This is a genomic window from Prochlorococcus sp. MIT 1314 (assembly GCF_034093315.1).
GTDB lineage: Bacteria > Cyanobacteriota > Cyanobacteriia > PCC-6307 > Cyanobiaceae > Prochlorococcus_A > Prochlorococcus_A marinus_Y.
Genome location: NZ_CP139300.1, coordinates 817218 through 831636 on the forward strand (window position 1 = coordinate 817218; position 14419 = coordinate 831636).

At 27.1% G+C, this 14419-nt stretch carries 23 protein-coding genes and 1 pseudogene; 16 read left to right on the top strand and 8 right to left on the bottom strand.

All coding sequences use genetic code 11. The features are described 5' to 3' along the window. Positions 1-76 precede the first annotated feature (76 nt). Both SOI86_RS04725 and SOI86_RS04730 read right to left on the bottom strand, forming a co-directional pair. Entirely contained in the window at positions 77-826 is a 750-nt protein-coding gene (locus SOI86_RS04725; protein ID WP_320682439.1) for a GAF domain-containing protein, read from the bottom strand. 85 nt (positions 827-911) lie between these two features. Continuing rightward, a complete protein-coding gene (locus tag SOI86_RS04730; RefSeq protein WP_320682496.1) occupies positions 912-2159 on the bottom strand; it encodes an NAD(P)/FAD-dependent oxidoreductase in 1248 nt (415 codons plus the stop codon). 188 nt (positions 2160-2347) lie between these two features. Between SOI86_RS04730 and SOI86_RS04735 the strand changes: the two genes are divergently transcribed. Together SOI86_RS04735 and SOI86_RS04740 are read left to right on the top strand one after the other, a co-directional pair. Further along, a complete protein-coding gene (locus SOI86_RS04735) occupies positions 2348-2584 on the top strand; it encodes a hypothetical protein (protein WP_320682440.1) in 237 nt (78 codons plus the stop codon). Positions 2585-2730: 146 nt separating this feature from the next. Next, complete coding sequence (locus tag SOI86_RS04740) at positions 2731-3603, top strand: EamA family transporter (protein ID WP_320682441.1); 873 nt, start codon at positions 2731-2733, stop codon at positions 3601-3603. Between the two features lie 200 nt (positions 3604-3803). Here SOI86_RS04740 and SOI86_RS04745 read toward each other — a convergent pair whose 3' ends face one another. Continuing rightward, positions 3804-3938: a hypothetical protein gene (locus SOI86_RS04745; protein WP_320682442.1), complete on the bottom strand. Its 135-nt coding sequence runs from the start codon at positions 3936-3938 to the stop codon at positions 3804-3806. Positions 3939-4057: 119 nt separating this feature from the next. On the opposite strand from SOI86_RS04745, the gene SOI86_RS04750 reads away from it, so the two are divergent. Next, positions 4058-4333, top strand: coding sequence for a cupin domain-containing protein (locus SOI86_RS04750; protein ID WP_320682443.1), 276 nt, complete (start codon positions 4058-4060; stop codon positions 4331-4333). A gap of 91 nt (positions 4334-4424) precedes the next feature. Next, complete coding sequence (locus SOI86_RS04755; RefSeq protein WP_193742442.1) at positions 4425-4595, top strand: hypothetical protein; 171 nt, start codon at positions 4425-4427, stop codon at positions 4593-4595. Positions 4596-4660: 65 nt separating this feature from the next. Here the strand turns inward: SOI86_RS04755 and SOI86_RS04760 are convergent, their stop codons facing one another. Beyond that, on the bottom strand, positions 4661-4792 hold the full coding sequence (locus tag SOI86_RS04760) for a hypothetical protein (RefSeq protein WP_320682444.1): 132 nt from the start codon (positions 4790-4792) through the stop codon (positions 4661-4663). Positions 4793-5069: 277 nt separating this feature from the next. Here SOI86_RS04760 and SOI86_RS04765 point away from each other — a divergent pair, with 277 nt between their 5' ends. From SOI86_RS04765 to SOI86_RS04780, 4 genes and pseudogenes are all read left to right on the top strand, one after another. Next, the gene (locus tag SOI86_RS04765; RefSeq protein WP_320682445.1) at positions 5070-5252 is read left to right on the top strand and encodes a hypothetical protein; all 183 of its coding nucleotides are present in this window, start codon (positions 5070-5072) and stop codon (positions 5250-5252) included. 47 nt (positions 5253-5299) lie between these two features. Then, entirely contained in the window at positions 5300-5440 is a 141-nt protein-coding gene (locus SOI86_RS04770) for a hypothetical protein (RefSeq protein WP_320682446.1), read from the top strand. A 423-nt stretch (positions 5441-5863) separates the two neighbouring features. Next, the gene (locus SOI86_RS04775; protein ID WP_320682447.1) at positions 5864-6028 is read left to right on the top strand and encodes a hypothetical protein; all 165 of its coding nucleotides are present in this window, start codon (positions 5864-5866) and stop codon (positions 6026-6028) included. A 68-nt stretch (positions 6029-6096) separates the two neighbouring features. Next, positions 6097-6420: pseudogene (locus SOI86_RS04780) on the top strand (DUF805 domain-containing protein). A 16-nt stretch (positions 6421-6436) separates the two neighbouring features. On the opposite strand, the gene SOI86_RS04785 reads toward SOI86_RS04780, so the two are convergent. Further along, positions 6437-6754 (bottom strand): restriction endonuclease subunit S, encoded by a 318-nt coding sequence (locus SOI86_RS04785; protein WP_320682448.1) that lies wholly within the window; start codon positions 6752-6754, stop codon positions 6437-6439. Between the two features lie 410 nt (positions 6755-7164). Here SOI86_RS04785 and SOI86_RS04790 point away from each other — a divergent pair, with 410 nt between their 5' ends. Both SOI86_RS04790 and SOI86_RS04795 read left to right on the top strand, forming a co-directional pair. After that, positions 7165-7320 carry a hypothetical protein gene (locus SOI86_RS04790; RefSeq protein WP_320682449.1) on the top strand — a complete coding sequence of 52 codons (156 nt, stop codon included), beginning with the start codon at positions 7165-7167 and terminating at the stop codon, positions 7318-7320. An 85-nt stretch (positions 7321-7405) separates the two neighbouring features. Beyond that, on the top strand, positions 7406-8512 hold the full coding sequence (locus tag SOI86_RS04795; RefSeq protein ID WP_320682497.1) for a fatty acid desaturase: 1107 nt from the start codon (positions 7406-7408) through the stop codon (positions 8510-8512). Positions 8513-8515: 3 nt separating this feature from the next. Here the strand turns inward: SOI86_RS04795 and SOI86_RS04800 are convergent, their stop codons facing one another. Beyond that, on the bottom strand, positions 8516-8668 hold the full coding sequence (locus SOI86_RS04800) for a hypothetical protein (protein ID WP_320682450.1): 153 nt from the start codon (positions 8666-8668) through the stop codon (positions 8516-8518). 293 nt (positions 8669-8961) lie between these two features. Here SOI86_RS04800 and SOI86_RS04805 point away from each other — a divergent pair, with 293 nt between their 5' ends. Both SOI86_RS04805 and SOI86_RS04810 read left to right on the top strand, forming a co-directional pair. Continuing rightward, entirely contained in the window at positions 8962-9120 is a 159-nt protein-coding gene (locus tag SOI86_RS04805; protein WP_320682451.1) for a hypothetical protein, read from the top strand. After that, positions 9113-9265, top strand: a complete 153-nt coding sequence (locus SOI86_RS04810; RefSeq protein WP_320682452.1) for a hypothetical protein — start codon at positions 9113-9115, stop codon at positions 9263-9265. Before SOI86_RS04805 ends, SOI86_RS04810 begins: the two co-directional genes overlap by 8 nt. A 306-nt stretch (positions 9266-9571) precedes the next feature. Here SOI86_RS04810 and SOI86_RS04815 read toward each other — a convergent pair whose 3' ends face one another. Beyond that, a complete protein-coding gene (locus tag SOI86_RS04815; RefSeq protein ID WP_320682453.1) occupies positions 9572-9712 on the bottom strand; it encodes a hypothetical protein in 141 nt (46 codons plus the stop codon). A 584-nt stretch (positions 9713-10296) separates the two neighbouring features. On the opposite strand from SOI86_RS04815, the gene SOI86_RS04820 reads away from it, so the two are divergent. The 4 genes from SOI86_RS04820 (at position 10297) to SOI86_RS04835 (ending at position 12735) form a co-directional block, all read left to right on the top strand. Next, positions 10297-11463 (top strand): fatty acid desaturase, encoded by a 1167-nt coding sequence (locus SOI86_RS04820; RefSeq protein WP_320682454.1) that lies wholly within the window; start codon positions 10297-10299, stop codon positions 11461-11463. Positions 11464-11556: 93 nt separating this feature from the next. Further along, entirely contained in the window at positions 11557-11736 is a 180-nt protein-coding gene (locus SOI86_RS04825; RefSeq protein WP_320682533.1) for a hypothetical protein, read from the top strand. Positions 11737-12487: 751 nt separating this feature from the next. Further along, the gene (locus SOI86_RS04830) at positions 12488-12595 is read left to right on the top strand and encodes a high light inducible protein (protein WP_011132751.1); all 108 of its coding nucleotides are present in this window, start codon (positions 12488-12490) and stop codon (positions 12593-12595) included. Then, positions 12595-12735, top strand: coding sequence for a high light inducible protein (locus SOI86_RS04835; RefSeq protein WP_320682455.1), 141 nt, complete (start codon positions 12595-12597; stop codon positions 12733-12735). The genes SOI86_RS04830 and SOI86_RS04835 overlap by 1 nt, the downstream gene beginning before the upstream one ends. A gap of 621 nt (positions 12736-13356) precedes the next feature. Here SOI86_RS04835 and SOI86_RS04840 read toward each other — a convergent pair. Next, the gene (locus SOI86_RS04840) at positions 13357-13563 is read right to left on the bottom strand and encodes a high light inducible protein (protein WP_320682456.1); all 207 of its coding nucleotides are present in this window, start codon (positions 13561-13563) and stop codon (positions 13357-13359) included. Positions 13564-14419: the final 856 nt, after the last annotated feature.

The following is a 14419-nucleotide window of genomic DNA, read 5'->3' on the forward strand; positions in this document are numbered from 1 at the left end:
AATTTATACAATACTAACCACCAAATAAAGAATTTGTTTAGAAATAGATTAACAACTAAAAAACACTTTATTGAATCTAAGAGCCTAAATACCTTTTTTGCCCATCTTCAAAAAAATCCTTTTTATTCCAAACTTCAATAACATCTGGGAAATGTTTTTCCATGCAGTTATCACAGACTCCATGGCTAAACCTTATATCACTAATGTTCGAAAGATATTTTTCCAAATGCATCCAATCGCCATCTTTATTTTTTACTTCTCTGCAATATGAACAAACAGATAAAATACCTTCTTGTTTATGCAAATGAGACAATGCATCTAACAAATTTAATGACTTTTTTCTAAGCTCTAGAAATGAGACAATTTGTTTAGATAATAATTCCATAATATTAAATTGCTGCATAGTAAGATTTCCTGGCTTTCTGTCAATTACACAAAGAGTTCCAAGCTTATTACCATCACTAGTTCTAAGAGGAAAACCTGCATAAAATCGAATTTTTGGGTCTCCTGTTACTAATGGATTATTAATAAATCTTTCATCTTGGTAAGCATCATGAATAATTAAGGGACTATTTTCTTTTATTGCATGGGTACAAAAAGACCAATCTCTTCTAGTTTCTGATATTTGAAGTCCTAATTTAGATTTAAACCATTGTTTATCTTTGTCTACTAAAGTCATTAAAGAAATAGGCACATTACATGTCGCAGCGGCAATTCTTGTAATATCGTCATAACATGATTCAGGCTTAGTTCCCAAAATCCTGTATTCGGCTAAAGCTTTTAACCTTCTTTCTTCTTCTTCTTTTTTTGATAAAATATTCGGCATTGATCTTCATCAACATTTAAACTTTAAAATTAAAGTTTCTTTAAAAAACTTTTTGAAAATAATCCTTAATAAAAAAAAGATAAACTTATTGATTTGTTACTTTAAGATTTATCTTTGATACTGCCATTCCAGCTATCCATCCACTTGTCCAACAATGTTGAAAATTAAATCCACCTGTGATCCCATCAACATCTAAGACTTCTCCAGAGAAAAATAATCCTGGGCAAATTAAACTTTCCATACTTTTAAAACAAACTTCATTAATTTTCACGCCTCCAGATGTAACAAATTCCTCTCCAAATGGTCCTTTCCCAGAAATCATGTAGTTATCTTTCAAAAGAGTATTTATCATTTTATCTCTTTCATCAGAAAGTAATTCAGCCCACTTCTTCTCTTTATCAATACCTATCTTATTTAGTAAAAAAATCCATAATCTTTTTGTTAATGATGGAATAGGTCTACTATTCATTACATTTACTTTACCTTTATTTAATCTTAAATAATTAATTTTTTCTTTTAACTCTGCATAACTTAGAACTGACCATTTGATTATTAGATTAAATCTATATTTTTGGTTAAAAAGTTCCCTTGCTGCAATTGATGAAAGTTTTAACACAACTGGGCCACTAAAACCCCAATGAGTGATTAATAAGTCTCCTCTATTTTGAAAGGTTTTATTGTTTAATTTGATTTCTATATCTATGTCCTTTATCGATACACCACTACATTCATTCAAATTTTCTTCTTTTGTAGAAAAAGTAAACAGTGATGGGACAGGTTTAACAATACTATGTCCAAGATTTTGAGCCAATTTATATCCGCTAGGGTGACCACCAGTAGAAATAATAATATTTTTTGCAATTATATTTTCTTTTTTAAGACTAAAGATATTAAATAGATTATCTGGAGTTTTTACAATTTCCTTTACAAAAAATTTTTTTAATATCTCTACGTTTTTTAATATTGCACTTTTTCTCAAGCAATTAATAACATCTAAAGAAGAATTAGACTTTGGGAATACTCTTTTATCTTCTTCAATTTTTAATTTTAACCCCCTTTTTTCAAACCAATCAAATACATCTCCAGCGGCAAATCGATTAAATGACTCCAAAAGCTGAATACCACCTCGAGGATAATTCTCAACTAGTTCATTTGGTATCCATGTTGCATTAGTAACATTACATCTTCCTCCTCCACTAATCCTAACTTTCTCCATAAGTTTTGAAGTGCCTTCAAGGATTATTATTCTTTTAACTCCATTTTCTGCAGCAGTTATTGCTGTCATAAAACCCGCGGGACCACCTCCTACAACAACCAAATCAAAAGGTTCCAAAAAATTATCATTCAATATGCTTCAATCTGATAATAGCAAGGAGATCCCAAGAAAAATTATTCCAAAAGAACTATAAAAAAATATATAAAAAACCCGTGATAATACATAATTAGTAGATGCAGTTTATTAATATTTTTAATTTTTAAAAAATCAACACAGTCGTTATTTTTATGCACTAACTTAATTGAATGAGTCTAATATTTTCCTACGTTAAATATTCTGAGGCCAGCTTTCCTATGACTAGCCAGTATACAGCTCTTCTTTTAATAACATCTGTTATTTGGGTTCTACTTTGGTTTGGATATAGACGAAACAAAATAAATGATGAGGTCAAGAAAAAAGAAAAAGATGAAAGAATTAATGCAAAAGTTCAAAGAAGAAAGAAGTTAGAAAGTTTATACCCAAGCAGTAAAAAAACAGTTTAAAGTTAAAATATTATCCTCTAGTAAATATGAAAACAAATATTTTCAAATCACTAATACAGTACTTACCAGGTATCTTGATTCTTATTTATGTATTTTTTTTAGTATTTACTCAACTTATAAAATAAAATTTCTAAAAATTATTCGTTTTGATTGGAATCCTTTCTGCTTTTGGCGCTGCTACATCTTGGACTTATGCGTGCTTTATTTGGCGCTCGCAAACTCAAAAATATAAATCAGTAGATATTAATTTAATAAAAAATATAATAGCTTTTTTAGTTTTTATACCTGCCTTTATCGGTCTTAGTTCTACAACTGAACTAAAATACATATTTATCCTACTAATTAGTGGAATAATAGGTATTGGTTTAGGTGATACTTTCTACCTAAAATCATTAAAAACAATTGGCACAAGAAAAACCTTATCTGTAGAAACTCTTTCTCCCTTAATGGCAGCTTTGTCAGGTGAAATTTTTATTAATGAAAATTTAACAACTAAATCATGGGTTGGAATACTTATAGTATCGATTTCGCTTTTCATAATTCTCAAAAACGGTAACGATTTTAAAGAAGCAAATTCCCCTTTCGTAGAAAAAATTAATTTTAAGATTTTTGCTTTTCCTTTTTTATCAGTTTTATGTGCTGTTCTTGGAGGTCTTTTCTCAAGGATGGTTTTCCTTCAAAGCAATTTATCTCCTTTCCTCACAACTGAGATAAGATTGTTAGGTGCAATATTTTTTTTGATTACTTTAAAAAGATTTAAGATTAATTTTTTCTTAAAAAACATAGAAAAAAAACAACAAAAAAGATTTTTGCTTTCAATACTTCTTGGAAGCAATATAGGTATATTGCTCCAACAAATTGTGTTTAAAACCCTACCCATAGGAATAGGATGGGCTTTATTAAGTACATCTCCAGTAATTTCTTTACTTTTTGCTAAGAATGAAGAAAGAGAAATTACAAAAAAAATAATATTTTTTACTTGTTTTTTATTTTTTGGCTTGACATTAATAATTCTTTAATCTAGGGGGCAATGTAATAAATACTCATGTTAATAGAAATCAGATTAAATAAAATTATTCTATAAAGACTCAGAACAATGAAAATTTTAAAGAAAAAAAAACTAGGAACTTTTGAGGTTTATATTATTTTTCTAAGCTGCATTTATGCAGGCTTTATGGGTTATAAATCTCTATTAAATGTTTTATTTACTTGAAATTAATTAATTAATTCTTTCTAATGATTTAATCAACTTACCTCCATCTTGGTCATCATCATCATTTGACGTAAAAAATAAAAAAAATATCCCTAGAGAAGCTATAGATAATGAAATTGACAATACAGAAAGCTCATCCATAAATTAAAAATTTTTTTTATAATAATCGAAAAAAAATGAAAGACGGTAAACAAATACACATTCTCGAAAATAAAAATTTCTTTTATTTGTAAAATAAAAAAATATGTGCGAACTATTTCGTGAAAGTTCTAATTACTTCCCCATGTAGTGCAAGCGTAATAATCCAGTATGGAATAAAAAGTTGGCCTATTTGGGAATGTGAGCCAAGCAAATTTCAATGGAATTACGATGATAAGGAAATTTGCTTAATTATTGAAGGCAAAGCGAAAATTAGTACTCAAAACGGTGACGTTTATTTTATAAAAGCTGGAGATCTAGTTAAGTTTCCCGCTGGTCTTTACTGCGAATGGGAAGTAACGAAAAGCATAAAGAAACATTATCGATTGGGCAGCTAAATGTAAGGAAAAAGATTTTTTCTTTATTTATTTTTAGTCAATGCAGATAAAATATAGTTAATACATAATTTTCAAAAGGGGGACTAATATTATGCCTTTTACTGATCAAGAATATTTTGAGGTTATCGAAAAAAACGAAATAGTAAAAAAGGCTTATGAAAATATTAAGCAAATATGCATTGATTTACAAAAACAAACAAATTGTCCCGAAGAAGACCTAAAAGATTTTCTTGAGTTTATTTCTAAACAATGGAATAAATAATAATTAACAAGACTGTTAAAAATCTAGATTTAAAATCTCAATTTAGGTTTCTGACTGAACAAATTCTAATCTAATTTATTTTTTGGTTTTGTATTGATACTGGAAGTTCCTTTTGCAGCATTTACGAAGAAAAAGAAGCCTACAATTCCTGATATACCAAATATAGCAGCCAAAGGATCAAAAGTGAAAGAAAACATAGAATTTATAAAATCAAGATAATAGTTTTTGAATCAAAATTGTACAATCATTGTTAAGTATAAAACATAACAATTGTGCGATTCATTATGTCATTATTAGTTTCTCAGTAGGTTCAAGAGATTATTATTCAAATTCATATTGAAGAATAAAAATATCAATCCATACCAAAGATATATTCTTAATACAGAAAATTTTTTTTAAGAATATAAATAGACATATTGAATAGCACTACCCAAAGGATCCACAATTGTTGTTTCTTTAGATTAGTATTTACCTATGACAGAATTGTACACAGCATCTTCCTCAATCAGTCCTTTTACGGCGATACTATGGTGTTTTTACCCATTAGCTATACTTGTAATCATTGAGTTACTCCTCGGAGGTGGCTTTGATGATGATAATAATGACGATCAAGACGGAGGAATGCTTATACCTGCTTACTCTAGATCTAACGGTTGAAATTATATTGAATTTTAAATTAAAAGTTTTGAAAGAATTCCAGTTATTTGACTAATAATATAGATATCACTTTTATTTCTCTAATTACACTTACTATTCTTATTATTTCCTCTCTCTCTTGGCTTTTATTAAGAACCCTTAAAGAAGGTAGAAAAGCTCTTAAAGATATAAATAAGGATAGATCGTAAATATCACATAAACTTTTAAAAATATAGAATTTTCATTAGAATTTTTAAAATCTTAGATTTATAATTTTTACTAACTAAAAAAATATATTCCTAATATTTAAAAACTTTTCCTTATGAAAGTTTGGGGAAATCATAAAAAAATCAAATAAATACTAGACTTTATAGGATTGCTAAGTTAAACAATTCCCAATGAAATGAAATCCCTTTTATTATAAAATGCATTCTATTAGTAATTACTTAAATAAATATGCATCTAAATTCTTTACTTTATATTTGTTCTATATCTTTATTCATTTATATAATGGCGCTATTTTGGAGAGACTTGCCAAATCAAAAAAAGTAAATAAATAATAAATATTAATTTTGTTGCTTATCAAAATATATTGAGTTATTAATTTAATATTGGATTTAATTTTTTTATAAATGCTTAAAGAATCTTCAAATAACAATAACCAAAATATATTCTCAGAAACTACAAGTATTGCAAAAGAAAAGATGATTTGCAAAGACGGATTTTGTTCATTACCAAATCAAGATGAGATCCCAAAACAAGATTCAAATGATATGAATTTATTTGATCCTATTTAGTAAATAAATAACATTTTGATAAATTGAAGATTAAATTGATAATGTTAGATTCTTTGAATTTTTAATTTATGCTTAATGACTTTTTAAATGCATATAGAGAGTTTTGGATTAAAGCTACAGATTTCAAAGGATTCACATCTCGATAGGACTGGTGGTTAGTTCAATTAGCGAATTTTATAATTTCTTTCCTAACTATAAAAACGTTTGGTTTCAATGCTTATGGAATAGTTTGTATCATTCCTCAAATAGCTATTGATATTAGAAGAATCAGAGATTTTGGGAAAGATTGGAAATGGATCTTTATTAATTTAATACCTATCTTCGGATGTATCTTGTGGTTTATCTGGTTAGGCTTTGGTAAGACCGGTAATGGGAAAAATAAACTTATATAGTATAGAAATTAACTCTTTATTTTCTTCTTTTTTTAAAATCTACAAATCTTATCTTGTTTCTTAACTCTATTTGCTTTTCAAGAATTCTAAACACATGCCATTCGCATTCAGTTAATTTAAGAAACTGGTCGAGTGTATCTTTATCTTCTTCATCAAAATCCTCGAAAACTTGTGAAATAGCAATACTATTATTAGAGATAAAATCCTCCGCAACATCTTCTGGATTTTTACCTGATGCGAAATCCTGAAAAGCTTCAAAAGAATTAAGTTCTCTTGTTAACCATTGAAACCATGGTTCATTTTTATTGTATTTTTTATTTATGATTTTATTCATGAAAGAATTTTTACTAATTTAATCATCATTAGTTATCCATTCTTTGGCAGCTGTACAATTACTCATTTTTATAAATTTAGTTAAAGATAAGAATTAATTTTTAGGTTTGCATAAGAAATAAAATAATTGGTGCTCTTGGTATTGCAGTAGCAATAGCACTTTTTTTGTCGCCTATCAAAAATATTTCATTTCACCTTTTAACAAAGAACTTACGAAAAAGAAAAAAGCTTTAATTAAAGAACAAAAAGAATTAAATTAGAGATTAGAAAAAATAGAACAAGATTTAAGAAATTCATGAAATTAAGAATTAAAACTATAAAATTGTTAAAAATAACTTGATTAAATTTACTTAATGATCTCGAATTCAAGACCTTAATTTTAAAAATAGGAATTATGGTCTATAAGGAATTATGGATAAAGATCATCTTATTGACTTAATTGCTTCTAGCCTTATTTGCGATAGTAATGATTCTAAATTATCTGAGAATCTTAATAACTTTAAGAATTACTTGCAAAGATTAAATTTAGATCAATTGCGAACTATGTCTAAGGAATTTATTCTTTAGTAAGATTTAGAAAAAAGTTGTTTTTATTTAGTTGATAATCAATACTTTTAAAAATTTGTTATGTTCAGTTAAAAATGTATGGAATATGATCGAAGTAAAAAGAAGTGATTTTTTAATCCAGCCATTTTTAAAAAGAAATAATTTTAGAGCTTTATATCAAATCATTTCTACCATAATCCCAATAATTTCTATTTGGTTAATCGTTTATCAAATTATAAATCATCCTTTCCCATTATTAATTAAGGGTTTCTTTTTGATACCTATTATTTGCCTTTTAACGCTATTCTCTTCTAGAACATTCTCATTAATGCATGATTGCGGTCATAATTCTCTTTTTACAAAACGTAAATTAAACCGCAGTTTTGGATTTTTGCTTGGTTTAGTAAATGGTATTCCACAAAAATCATGGTCTATTGATCATGCATTTCATCATAAAAATAATGGGAATTGGGAAACTTATAAAGGTCCTATAGATATTTTAAGTCTTGAAGATTATAATTCTCTTAAAAAAAGAGAAAGAATATTTTATAGAGTCAGTCGTAAATGGATAATGCTTTTTCCTGGTGGCTTTTATTACTTAGTTTTAAAACCTAGATTAGGGCTGATTATTATTATTTTTAATTTAATTAAAGATATATTCAAAGAGACTTTCATTAAAGTAAAAAACAAAGAATTTTCAGAGCTTTTTGCTATTAATTCAAGAATTAAACCACCTTTTTCTGATTATGGAGATAATTTTAGCGAACTTTTTGAATTGATAATAAATAATATAGTAGTAATAATTGGGTGGATTTTTATGAGCAAATGGTTGGGGTTGTTTTTTTTCTTATCATTTTATTCAGTAGTATCAACCTTATCAGCCGCAATTCTAATATGTGTTTTTTTCGTGCAACATAACTATAAAAATGCATATGCTAAAAATACAAAGAATTGGAATATAGTCGATGGAGCTATTTTGGGTAGTAGCAATTTAAATATACCCAGTTGGCTAAATTGGTTTTTAGCAGACATATCCTTCCACAGTATTCATCATCTCTCCGAAAGAATACCAAATTACAACTTAAGAGCTTGTCATGAAGCAAATATTCATTTACTTCATAAATCAACATTCTTAAAATTAAGCGATTTTCCAAAATGCTTCAAATATATTATTTGGGATAATAAAAATGAAGAATTAATTCCAATAAGTTAATACCTAATTAAACCTTCTTCTGAATTTTCTTTTAATAGGAATACTGCTATATGAATGAGTACCAATAGATGGGGGCAAGTCATTCTTTAATGGATGCATAAAAGCATTTGCCATACTCTCTAACATTTTCGAAAGCCAATTAATTACTGATTTCATTTGAAAATCTAACAGTGTACTTTATTATCTTCTAATTAAATTATTCAAAAGTAAATCAGTCTTTATGCTGATTTTTTTGAATGATTTGCTTTATAAAAAACCATTAGTAAATAATCACAATTATTATTTTCATACTTCTTTTAAAAAGACTATTATTACTAACTTTTTTAAGAGAAACTTAGTGAAATTTTAATTTAGTAAATAATACTTATTTTTTCTAATTCACTTAATAAATTAAATTTTTAGGCAAAATTTTGTGCTATATCTCTATTCCAAATAAAGATACCAAATTCATGAATGATTCAGTTATTTCTACTAACCAGGAGAAAGAAATAGATTCTATTAATTCATATTTTGAATGTATTACTGAATGCAGTATTCTGGATGGTCATCAAGAATGTATTACTCGTTGTTTAGAAATTCATTTAAAAGGAGATAATCAAAATGAATAAAAAAAATATCCCACAAAGGAAGACAACTTTAAAATGGAACTCAAATGGAGAACTTTCGGAAATTGATATGCTAAGAATTTTAGAGAAGATATCATCTAGTGAACTTAATCAATGTGAATTGACATGCGATACTGATGAAATTTAAACATTATTAATACTAGAACTTTTGTAAAGTAATAAATTATTAATTACCTAAAAAAATTAAATCTATATATTCAAATAAAATGATTTTTAGCAATTACTTTTAGAATGAAAACATAATTTCTATTAAATTGCATTTTTAACAAAATCTAGTCAGATGAAATTTCAAAATCCCCTTTCATCTGACTTGACTATCTGTACCGATTCAAAAGCAGCTAAAGCTTTACCTCAACGATATTAAGAATTTAATTTATAAGATTCCAATCAAATTTCACACCCTTTTCTCCAGGTTTTTAAAAATATTGAAAAATTAATTTTTAGAATCCTTACTTTTTTTAAAGAATGTTTCACTAATTTCTTTTTTTGTTATTTCAATCTGTTTTAAGAGCCCTGGGTCACCATGAGTTGGACAATAATAGGTCATTAGCATCCATTTCTTTTCTTCATTCATTAGAAATAACCTCTTCTTAAGAAAACTTATGGATAATTTAATAGGATGAAATATGAGATATTCGGTCTTTTTTAATATTTTTTTCTTTTTTTCTTAATACTTCATAGAAGTTTTTTAGCAATTCTCACTAAATAGATATAAATACGCATGACTTAGAAAAGAAATCCTGCTATTTATTAATAACATTTCAAATTTTTTCATGTCTTTAGAATCTATATTGATGGTAATAGCTCCAATCTGTCTTTTTACTGCAGGAGTAATTGTTTTACCTATTTTAGTAAAACCTAGGAAACAATCAGGTCTCACAAAAAGGTATATACGCGGTCTTTAAATTTAATGAGCTTTAAAAAATCATTATGACAGGTTATGCAAAAACTAATTGCATGGTTAAATTAAAAAATCTCAAGAAAAGAATAAAATTAAAAATGTCCATAATCAAATTAGTTATTTAAAGATGAAATTTAGCTTTTAAAAATTCTATTAAAAAAAACAAAATATATATTATTTTCTAGGAAAGATACTCTTTTGGATAATAGAATAAGCAAATTCATTTTTATAAAACTAAATTCTTACCTAACAACAATTTGAGTAATATAAAATTTTCAGGTCTTAAAGGCCAAGCGCTTGTAATAGAGAATAAAGATATTCCAAGCATAAAAGAATTTATGGATGTTATCCCATTGCACTATTTAAAGTGCGATACCAAAACCTCTTTGAGGTATCTTTTACAATCAGCTTTAATTCAATTTTTTGTTGTTGCGATAGGGTTTTCTATTCCATTTACTCCAAAAATGATACCAATTTGGATCATTTACTCATTACTATCAGGTACCACTGCGATGGGATTCTGGGTCATTGCCCATGAATGCGGACATGGAGCATTCTCTCCAAACAAGACTTTGGAAACGATAACTGGATATTTAATACATTCATTACTGCTAGTTCCATATTTTTCTTGGCAGCGTTCTCATGCGGTTCATCATCGATTCACAAATAATGTAACCAATGGTGAAACTCATGTTCCTTTAGTAATCAAGGGCAATGGAGTTACAGAGAAGGTTGGAGGAGAAAAAGAAATACATTTTTCAAATTACATAGGCAAGAAAAATTACGGCATTCTTCAACTTCTTTTACATCTAATATTTGGCTGGCCTGCTTATTTACTGACAGGTAGTACTGGAGGTATTAAATATGGGACCTCAAATCATTTTTGGCCAATCAAACCATTTTCCAAAGCATTATGGCCATCAATATGGACTAAGAAAGTTTGGATATCAGATATTGGTGTAGCTTTAACATTATTGGGTATTTCTTTCTTTATTTTTAAGTATGGATTATTTCCAGTAATTGCAATGTATATTGGCCCTTTATTAGTAGTTAATAGTTGGTTAGTAGTTTATACATGGCTTCATCATACAGATTCAGATGTACCTCATTTTTCAAATACGGGATTTTCTTTTATGAAAGGAGCATTCCTATCAATTGACAGGCCTTACGGTAAAATCCTTAATTTTCTTCATCATAATATAGGTTCAAGCCATGTCGTTCATCATGTTTGTCCTACCATTCCTCATTATCACGCTAAAAGAGCTACTAACTTAATTAAAAAAGCCTTTAAAAAAGTATATCTCTTCAATCCTGATCCAATACCAAAAGCCCTCTGGAATATTGCTTGCAATTGCGTGGCTGTTAAGCTAGAGAATAAGAGCGGAAGATACATATGGCAATCTTCATACAAAAAAGAAGCCTAAAAATGAAATAAATCTTTTATCACATTAATTTACGCAAACCTGAAAAGAATATAAAAGAATTAGAGTTATCTTATTTTTCATCTTAAAAAATATTTGAGTGACGATTTTATTATGAGTGGTGACAATTTACACGGTAAGCAACCTATCAAATTTTATTCAGAGAAAATAACTCTCACAAAAGTGGAATTATTAGAAAGACAGTTGAGTTTAGGGGAGAAAGTTTCAAATTTAGATGAGAAGCATAAAGCATGGAGCAGAAAACTATCAGGTTGATAAGTTAAAAAAATAATAATTTTCCATATTTTAGTTAAATTCAATGAAAAACTTTTTTATCAATTATTGACAAATTTTTTGCCGGCATATTAATAATAGCTTGCTAAAGAAAACCATTTTATCTTTCTGTATCACTAACTTCCTTAAGATTACTAATAACCCAAAGACTATTTCGAATTTAATCAATTATCAAAAAAATAATTGTTTTGACATCCTTTTTTATTTAACTTTTCTCAATTTAGGTGTAGTAACAAATATTATTTTAAAGCTGAAAAATAATATTGAAACTATGAGAGCAGGCACAATGTAAAGTATTAAATCTGAATTCACTAATGAAGGAATTCTTGAAAAAATCAAATGCATGTAATAAGTAGCGAATGACATTAATTTATATATCTCTAATTTATTAATAGCAATTTTTTAGCTTTTAAGGACTATTATTTTTTTTAAAAATAAAATATTCTTACAAGTAAGGGTCAGCCTGTATCCCTACTAGCTAACCCTCATATACAGCTTAATTAAAATGATCTCTTAATGAGGATTTACTCATAAAAAGAAAAAGCTGCGTGTTTATATTTTCTGTTTGAAATTTATAAATATTAGCGCCAAAATCAAATCGCCTATAGAGTATAACTCGATACATATTTGTCGCATATTTGATATTTATCGCGCAAAATAAGAATTTTATCTTGACTTTCTTTACATTAATATACATATGTGTTATATTTGTTTACAAATTACCTTAAAAAAAATGACTCCAGAAGCAGAAAGATTTAACGGTTGGGCAGCAATGCTCGGTTTCGTTGCAGCTGTTGGCGCATATGTAACAACAGGACAGATTATTCCGGGTTGGTTCTAATGAAAAATACTGAACCCAAAACTATAGAAAAAGAAAAAGTAGTAGCTGAAAAGCTAAATGGTAGATTTGCCATGCTAGGTTTTATTGCACTTGTTGGAGCTTACCTAACAACAGGTCAAATCATCCCAGGTTTTATCTAATAACAAATTTAAAATTTACAAAATAACTGAATTTACATCAAATTCAGTTATTTTTTTTTGTTTTTTTTTAATATTCGAAATAAATTAAGAATTAAATATTCTTTTAAAAATTTAAATAATATGATAAAAATCAGTATAAAAACTCTACCTTAATACTAAAAATACAATTATATTAATTGTATTGATTGGAGGTGAATCACATGGTAAACGTAGGTTTGGAAATAGTTTTTTGGTTAATTTTACTAATGTACATTGGCGCAAGACTATCTCAAACGAAGAAAGGTTTTAAACAGCAGCATTAAAGATAATTTTCGTCTTTTTCTTCTGTTACAATCAAATTAATTTTATAATTGATGCTAACTTAATTAAAATAATTCTAGGATTTATGAGAGTAAAGCTTGAACCAGAAACAGCATTTATTGGGAAAAAATTTGTATATTTGTTTCTCGGGGTAATATTTGCTCTTAATGCAATAACGTTTGCTTGGTTTTTTTTATTCTCAAAATTAAATTAACGCAATTTTTAACATATTATTTGGAATTTAATTAATTTATAATTTATTCTTTTTATTTTTTTGTATGCTTTTTAAAAGCAATAATTAGTCAAATTTAATAAAATATTTTAAAAAATGCCTGGTATGATTTGACCTGTTGTTAGGTAAGCTCCGACAAGTGCAACGAAGCCAACCATAGCCCATCTGCCATTTACTTTTTCTGCATTTTGAGGATATCCTTCGTAAGATACAGATTCATCAATATAAGGCCTAGTTTCAGAAGGGAACATATTTTGCCTTCCGCCTGATTCTGTTGTAATTTCTGAGTTTGACATTAAAAAGATGTAATTGTTAATAAAAGTAACACAAATATTAACTTATGTAAACCAAAAGGAGATAAATTATCTTTAAAAAGTAATTAGTGATCAATGTGTGGCAATAATGTCAAATTAATTAGTTGTTTGAAAAATATCGATACTTTAATTGCTCCTTCCAATTAAGCCTATAGATAGATTTGGCATAGTAAGCATTTATACTCACAGTAAGTAATTCTACTTATTATCATGTATGTAGCATTTAGGAAGTGCTTAGCTGGTTAACATCAGGAAATCTGAATTTAACTAGGTCGTCATGAGCTTGCAGGTGGGATACTTGCAAGCTCTTTTAATTTTTTAAAAGCAAGCAGATAAAATTAACTCTAAATAATCTTTTTTTTAAAAAAATTACTTCAAAGATTAAACTCCGGTCAAAATCTTAATTTATTGCTAAATAGTAAATAGACCAAAAAATATGTATGTCTTTAGATTTTATTCTAATTCCCTCTTGTATTTTAATCATTCTTTTTCTTTTAAATAGAGAAAATAAAATTTATAAAAGAAATCAAAAAGCTAAGTAATTAAAAAATTCAAAAGAGTATTTAAAGATAAGCTTCAGGAAATTTTTTGTTAATCAATTAATATTAGATTTTAAAAACTGGGTAGTTTAGAGTAGATTCTCATTTTGATAGTTTGCTCAAGAAATTATGCTAAGTTTTTCTAAAACTTAAATTTTCCCGATATCATTTTTAACTATAAATCTGATCTAATTTATTTTTGCAGTGAATGCACTTAAACACCTTGAAAAAGGTTTATTTTTAATTAATTTAATCTTTTTCAAGAAACCAAATTTCTTGTTTAATTGCAATTACAAATA

Excerpts from the sequence above, each read along its gene's own strand:
- SOI86_RS04735 (WP_320682440.1), top strand. The coding sequence starts at position 2,348 with ATGAGTCTAATATTTTCCTACGTTAAATATTCTGAGGCCAGCTTTCCT.
- SOI86_RS04830 (WP_011132751.1), top strand. The coding sequence starts at position 12,488 with ATGACTCCAGAAGCAGAAAGATTTAACGGTTGGGCAGCAATGCTCGGT.
- SOI86_RS04810 (WP_320682452.1), top strand. The coding sequence starts at position 9,113 with ATGAATAAAAAAAATATCCCACAAAGGAAGACAACTTTAAAATGGAAC.
- SOI86_RS04755 (WP_193742442.1), top strand. The coding sequence starts at position 4,425 with ATGCCTTTTACTGATCAAGAATATTTTGAGGTTATCGAAAAAAACGAA.
- SOI86_RS04765 (WP_320682445.1), top strand. The coding sequence starts at position 5,070 with ATGACAGAATTGTACACAGCATCTTCCTCAATCAGTCCTTTTACGGCG.
- SOI86_RS04840 (WP_320682456.1), bottom strand. The coding sequence starts at position 13,563 with ATGTCAAACTCAGAAATTACAACAGAATCAGGCGGAAGGCAAAATATG.
- SOI86_RS04725 (WP_320682439.1), bottom strand. The coding sequence starts at position 826 with ATGCCGAATATTTTATCAAAAAAAGAAGAAGAAGAAAGAAGGTTAAAA.
- SOI86_RS04815 (WP_320682453.1), bottom strand. The coding sequence starts at position 9,712 with ATGAATGAAGAAAAGAAATGGATGCTAATGACCTATTATTGTCCAACT.
- SOI86_RS04805 (WP_320682451.1), top strand. The coding sequence starts at position 8,962 with ATGAATGATTCAGTTATTTCTACTAACCAGGAGAAAGAAATAGATTCT.
- SOI86_RS04800 (WP_320682450.1), bottom strand. The coding sequence starts at position 8,668 with ATGAAATCAGTAATTAATTGGCTTTCGAAAATGTTAGAGAGTATGGCA.
- SOI86_RS04785 (WP_320682448.1), bottom strand. The coding sequence starts at position 6,754 with ATGAATAAAATCATAAATAAAAAATACAATAAAAATGAACCATGGTTT.
- SOI86_RS04775 (WP_320682447.1), top strand. The coding sequence starts at position 5,864 with ATGCTTAAAGAATCTTCAAATAACAATAACCAAAATATATTCTCAGAA.
- SOI86_RS04790 (WP_320682449.1), top strand. The coding sequence starts at position 7,165 with ATGGATAAAGATCATCTTATTGACTTAATTGCTTCTAGCCTTATTTGC.
- SOI86_RS04795 (WP_320682497.1), top strand. The coding sequence starts at position 7,406 with ATGATCGAAGTAAAAAGAAGTGATTTTTTAATCCAGCCATTTTTAAAA.
- SOI86_RS04760 (WP_320682444.1), bottom strand. The coding sequence starts at position 4,792 with ATGTTTTCTTTCACTTTTGATCCTTTGGCTGCTATATTTGGTATATCA.
- SOI86_RS04835 (WP_320682455.1), top strand. The coding sequence starts at position 12,595 with ATGAAAAATACTGAACCCAAAACTATAGAAAAAGAAAAAGTAGTAGCT.
- SOI86_RS04745 (WP_320682442.1), bottom strand. The coding sequence starts at position 3,938 with ATGGATGAGCTTTCTGTATTGTCAATTTCATTATCTATAGCTTCTCTA.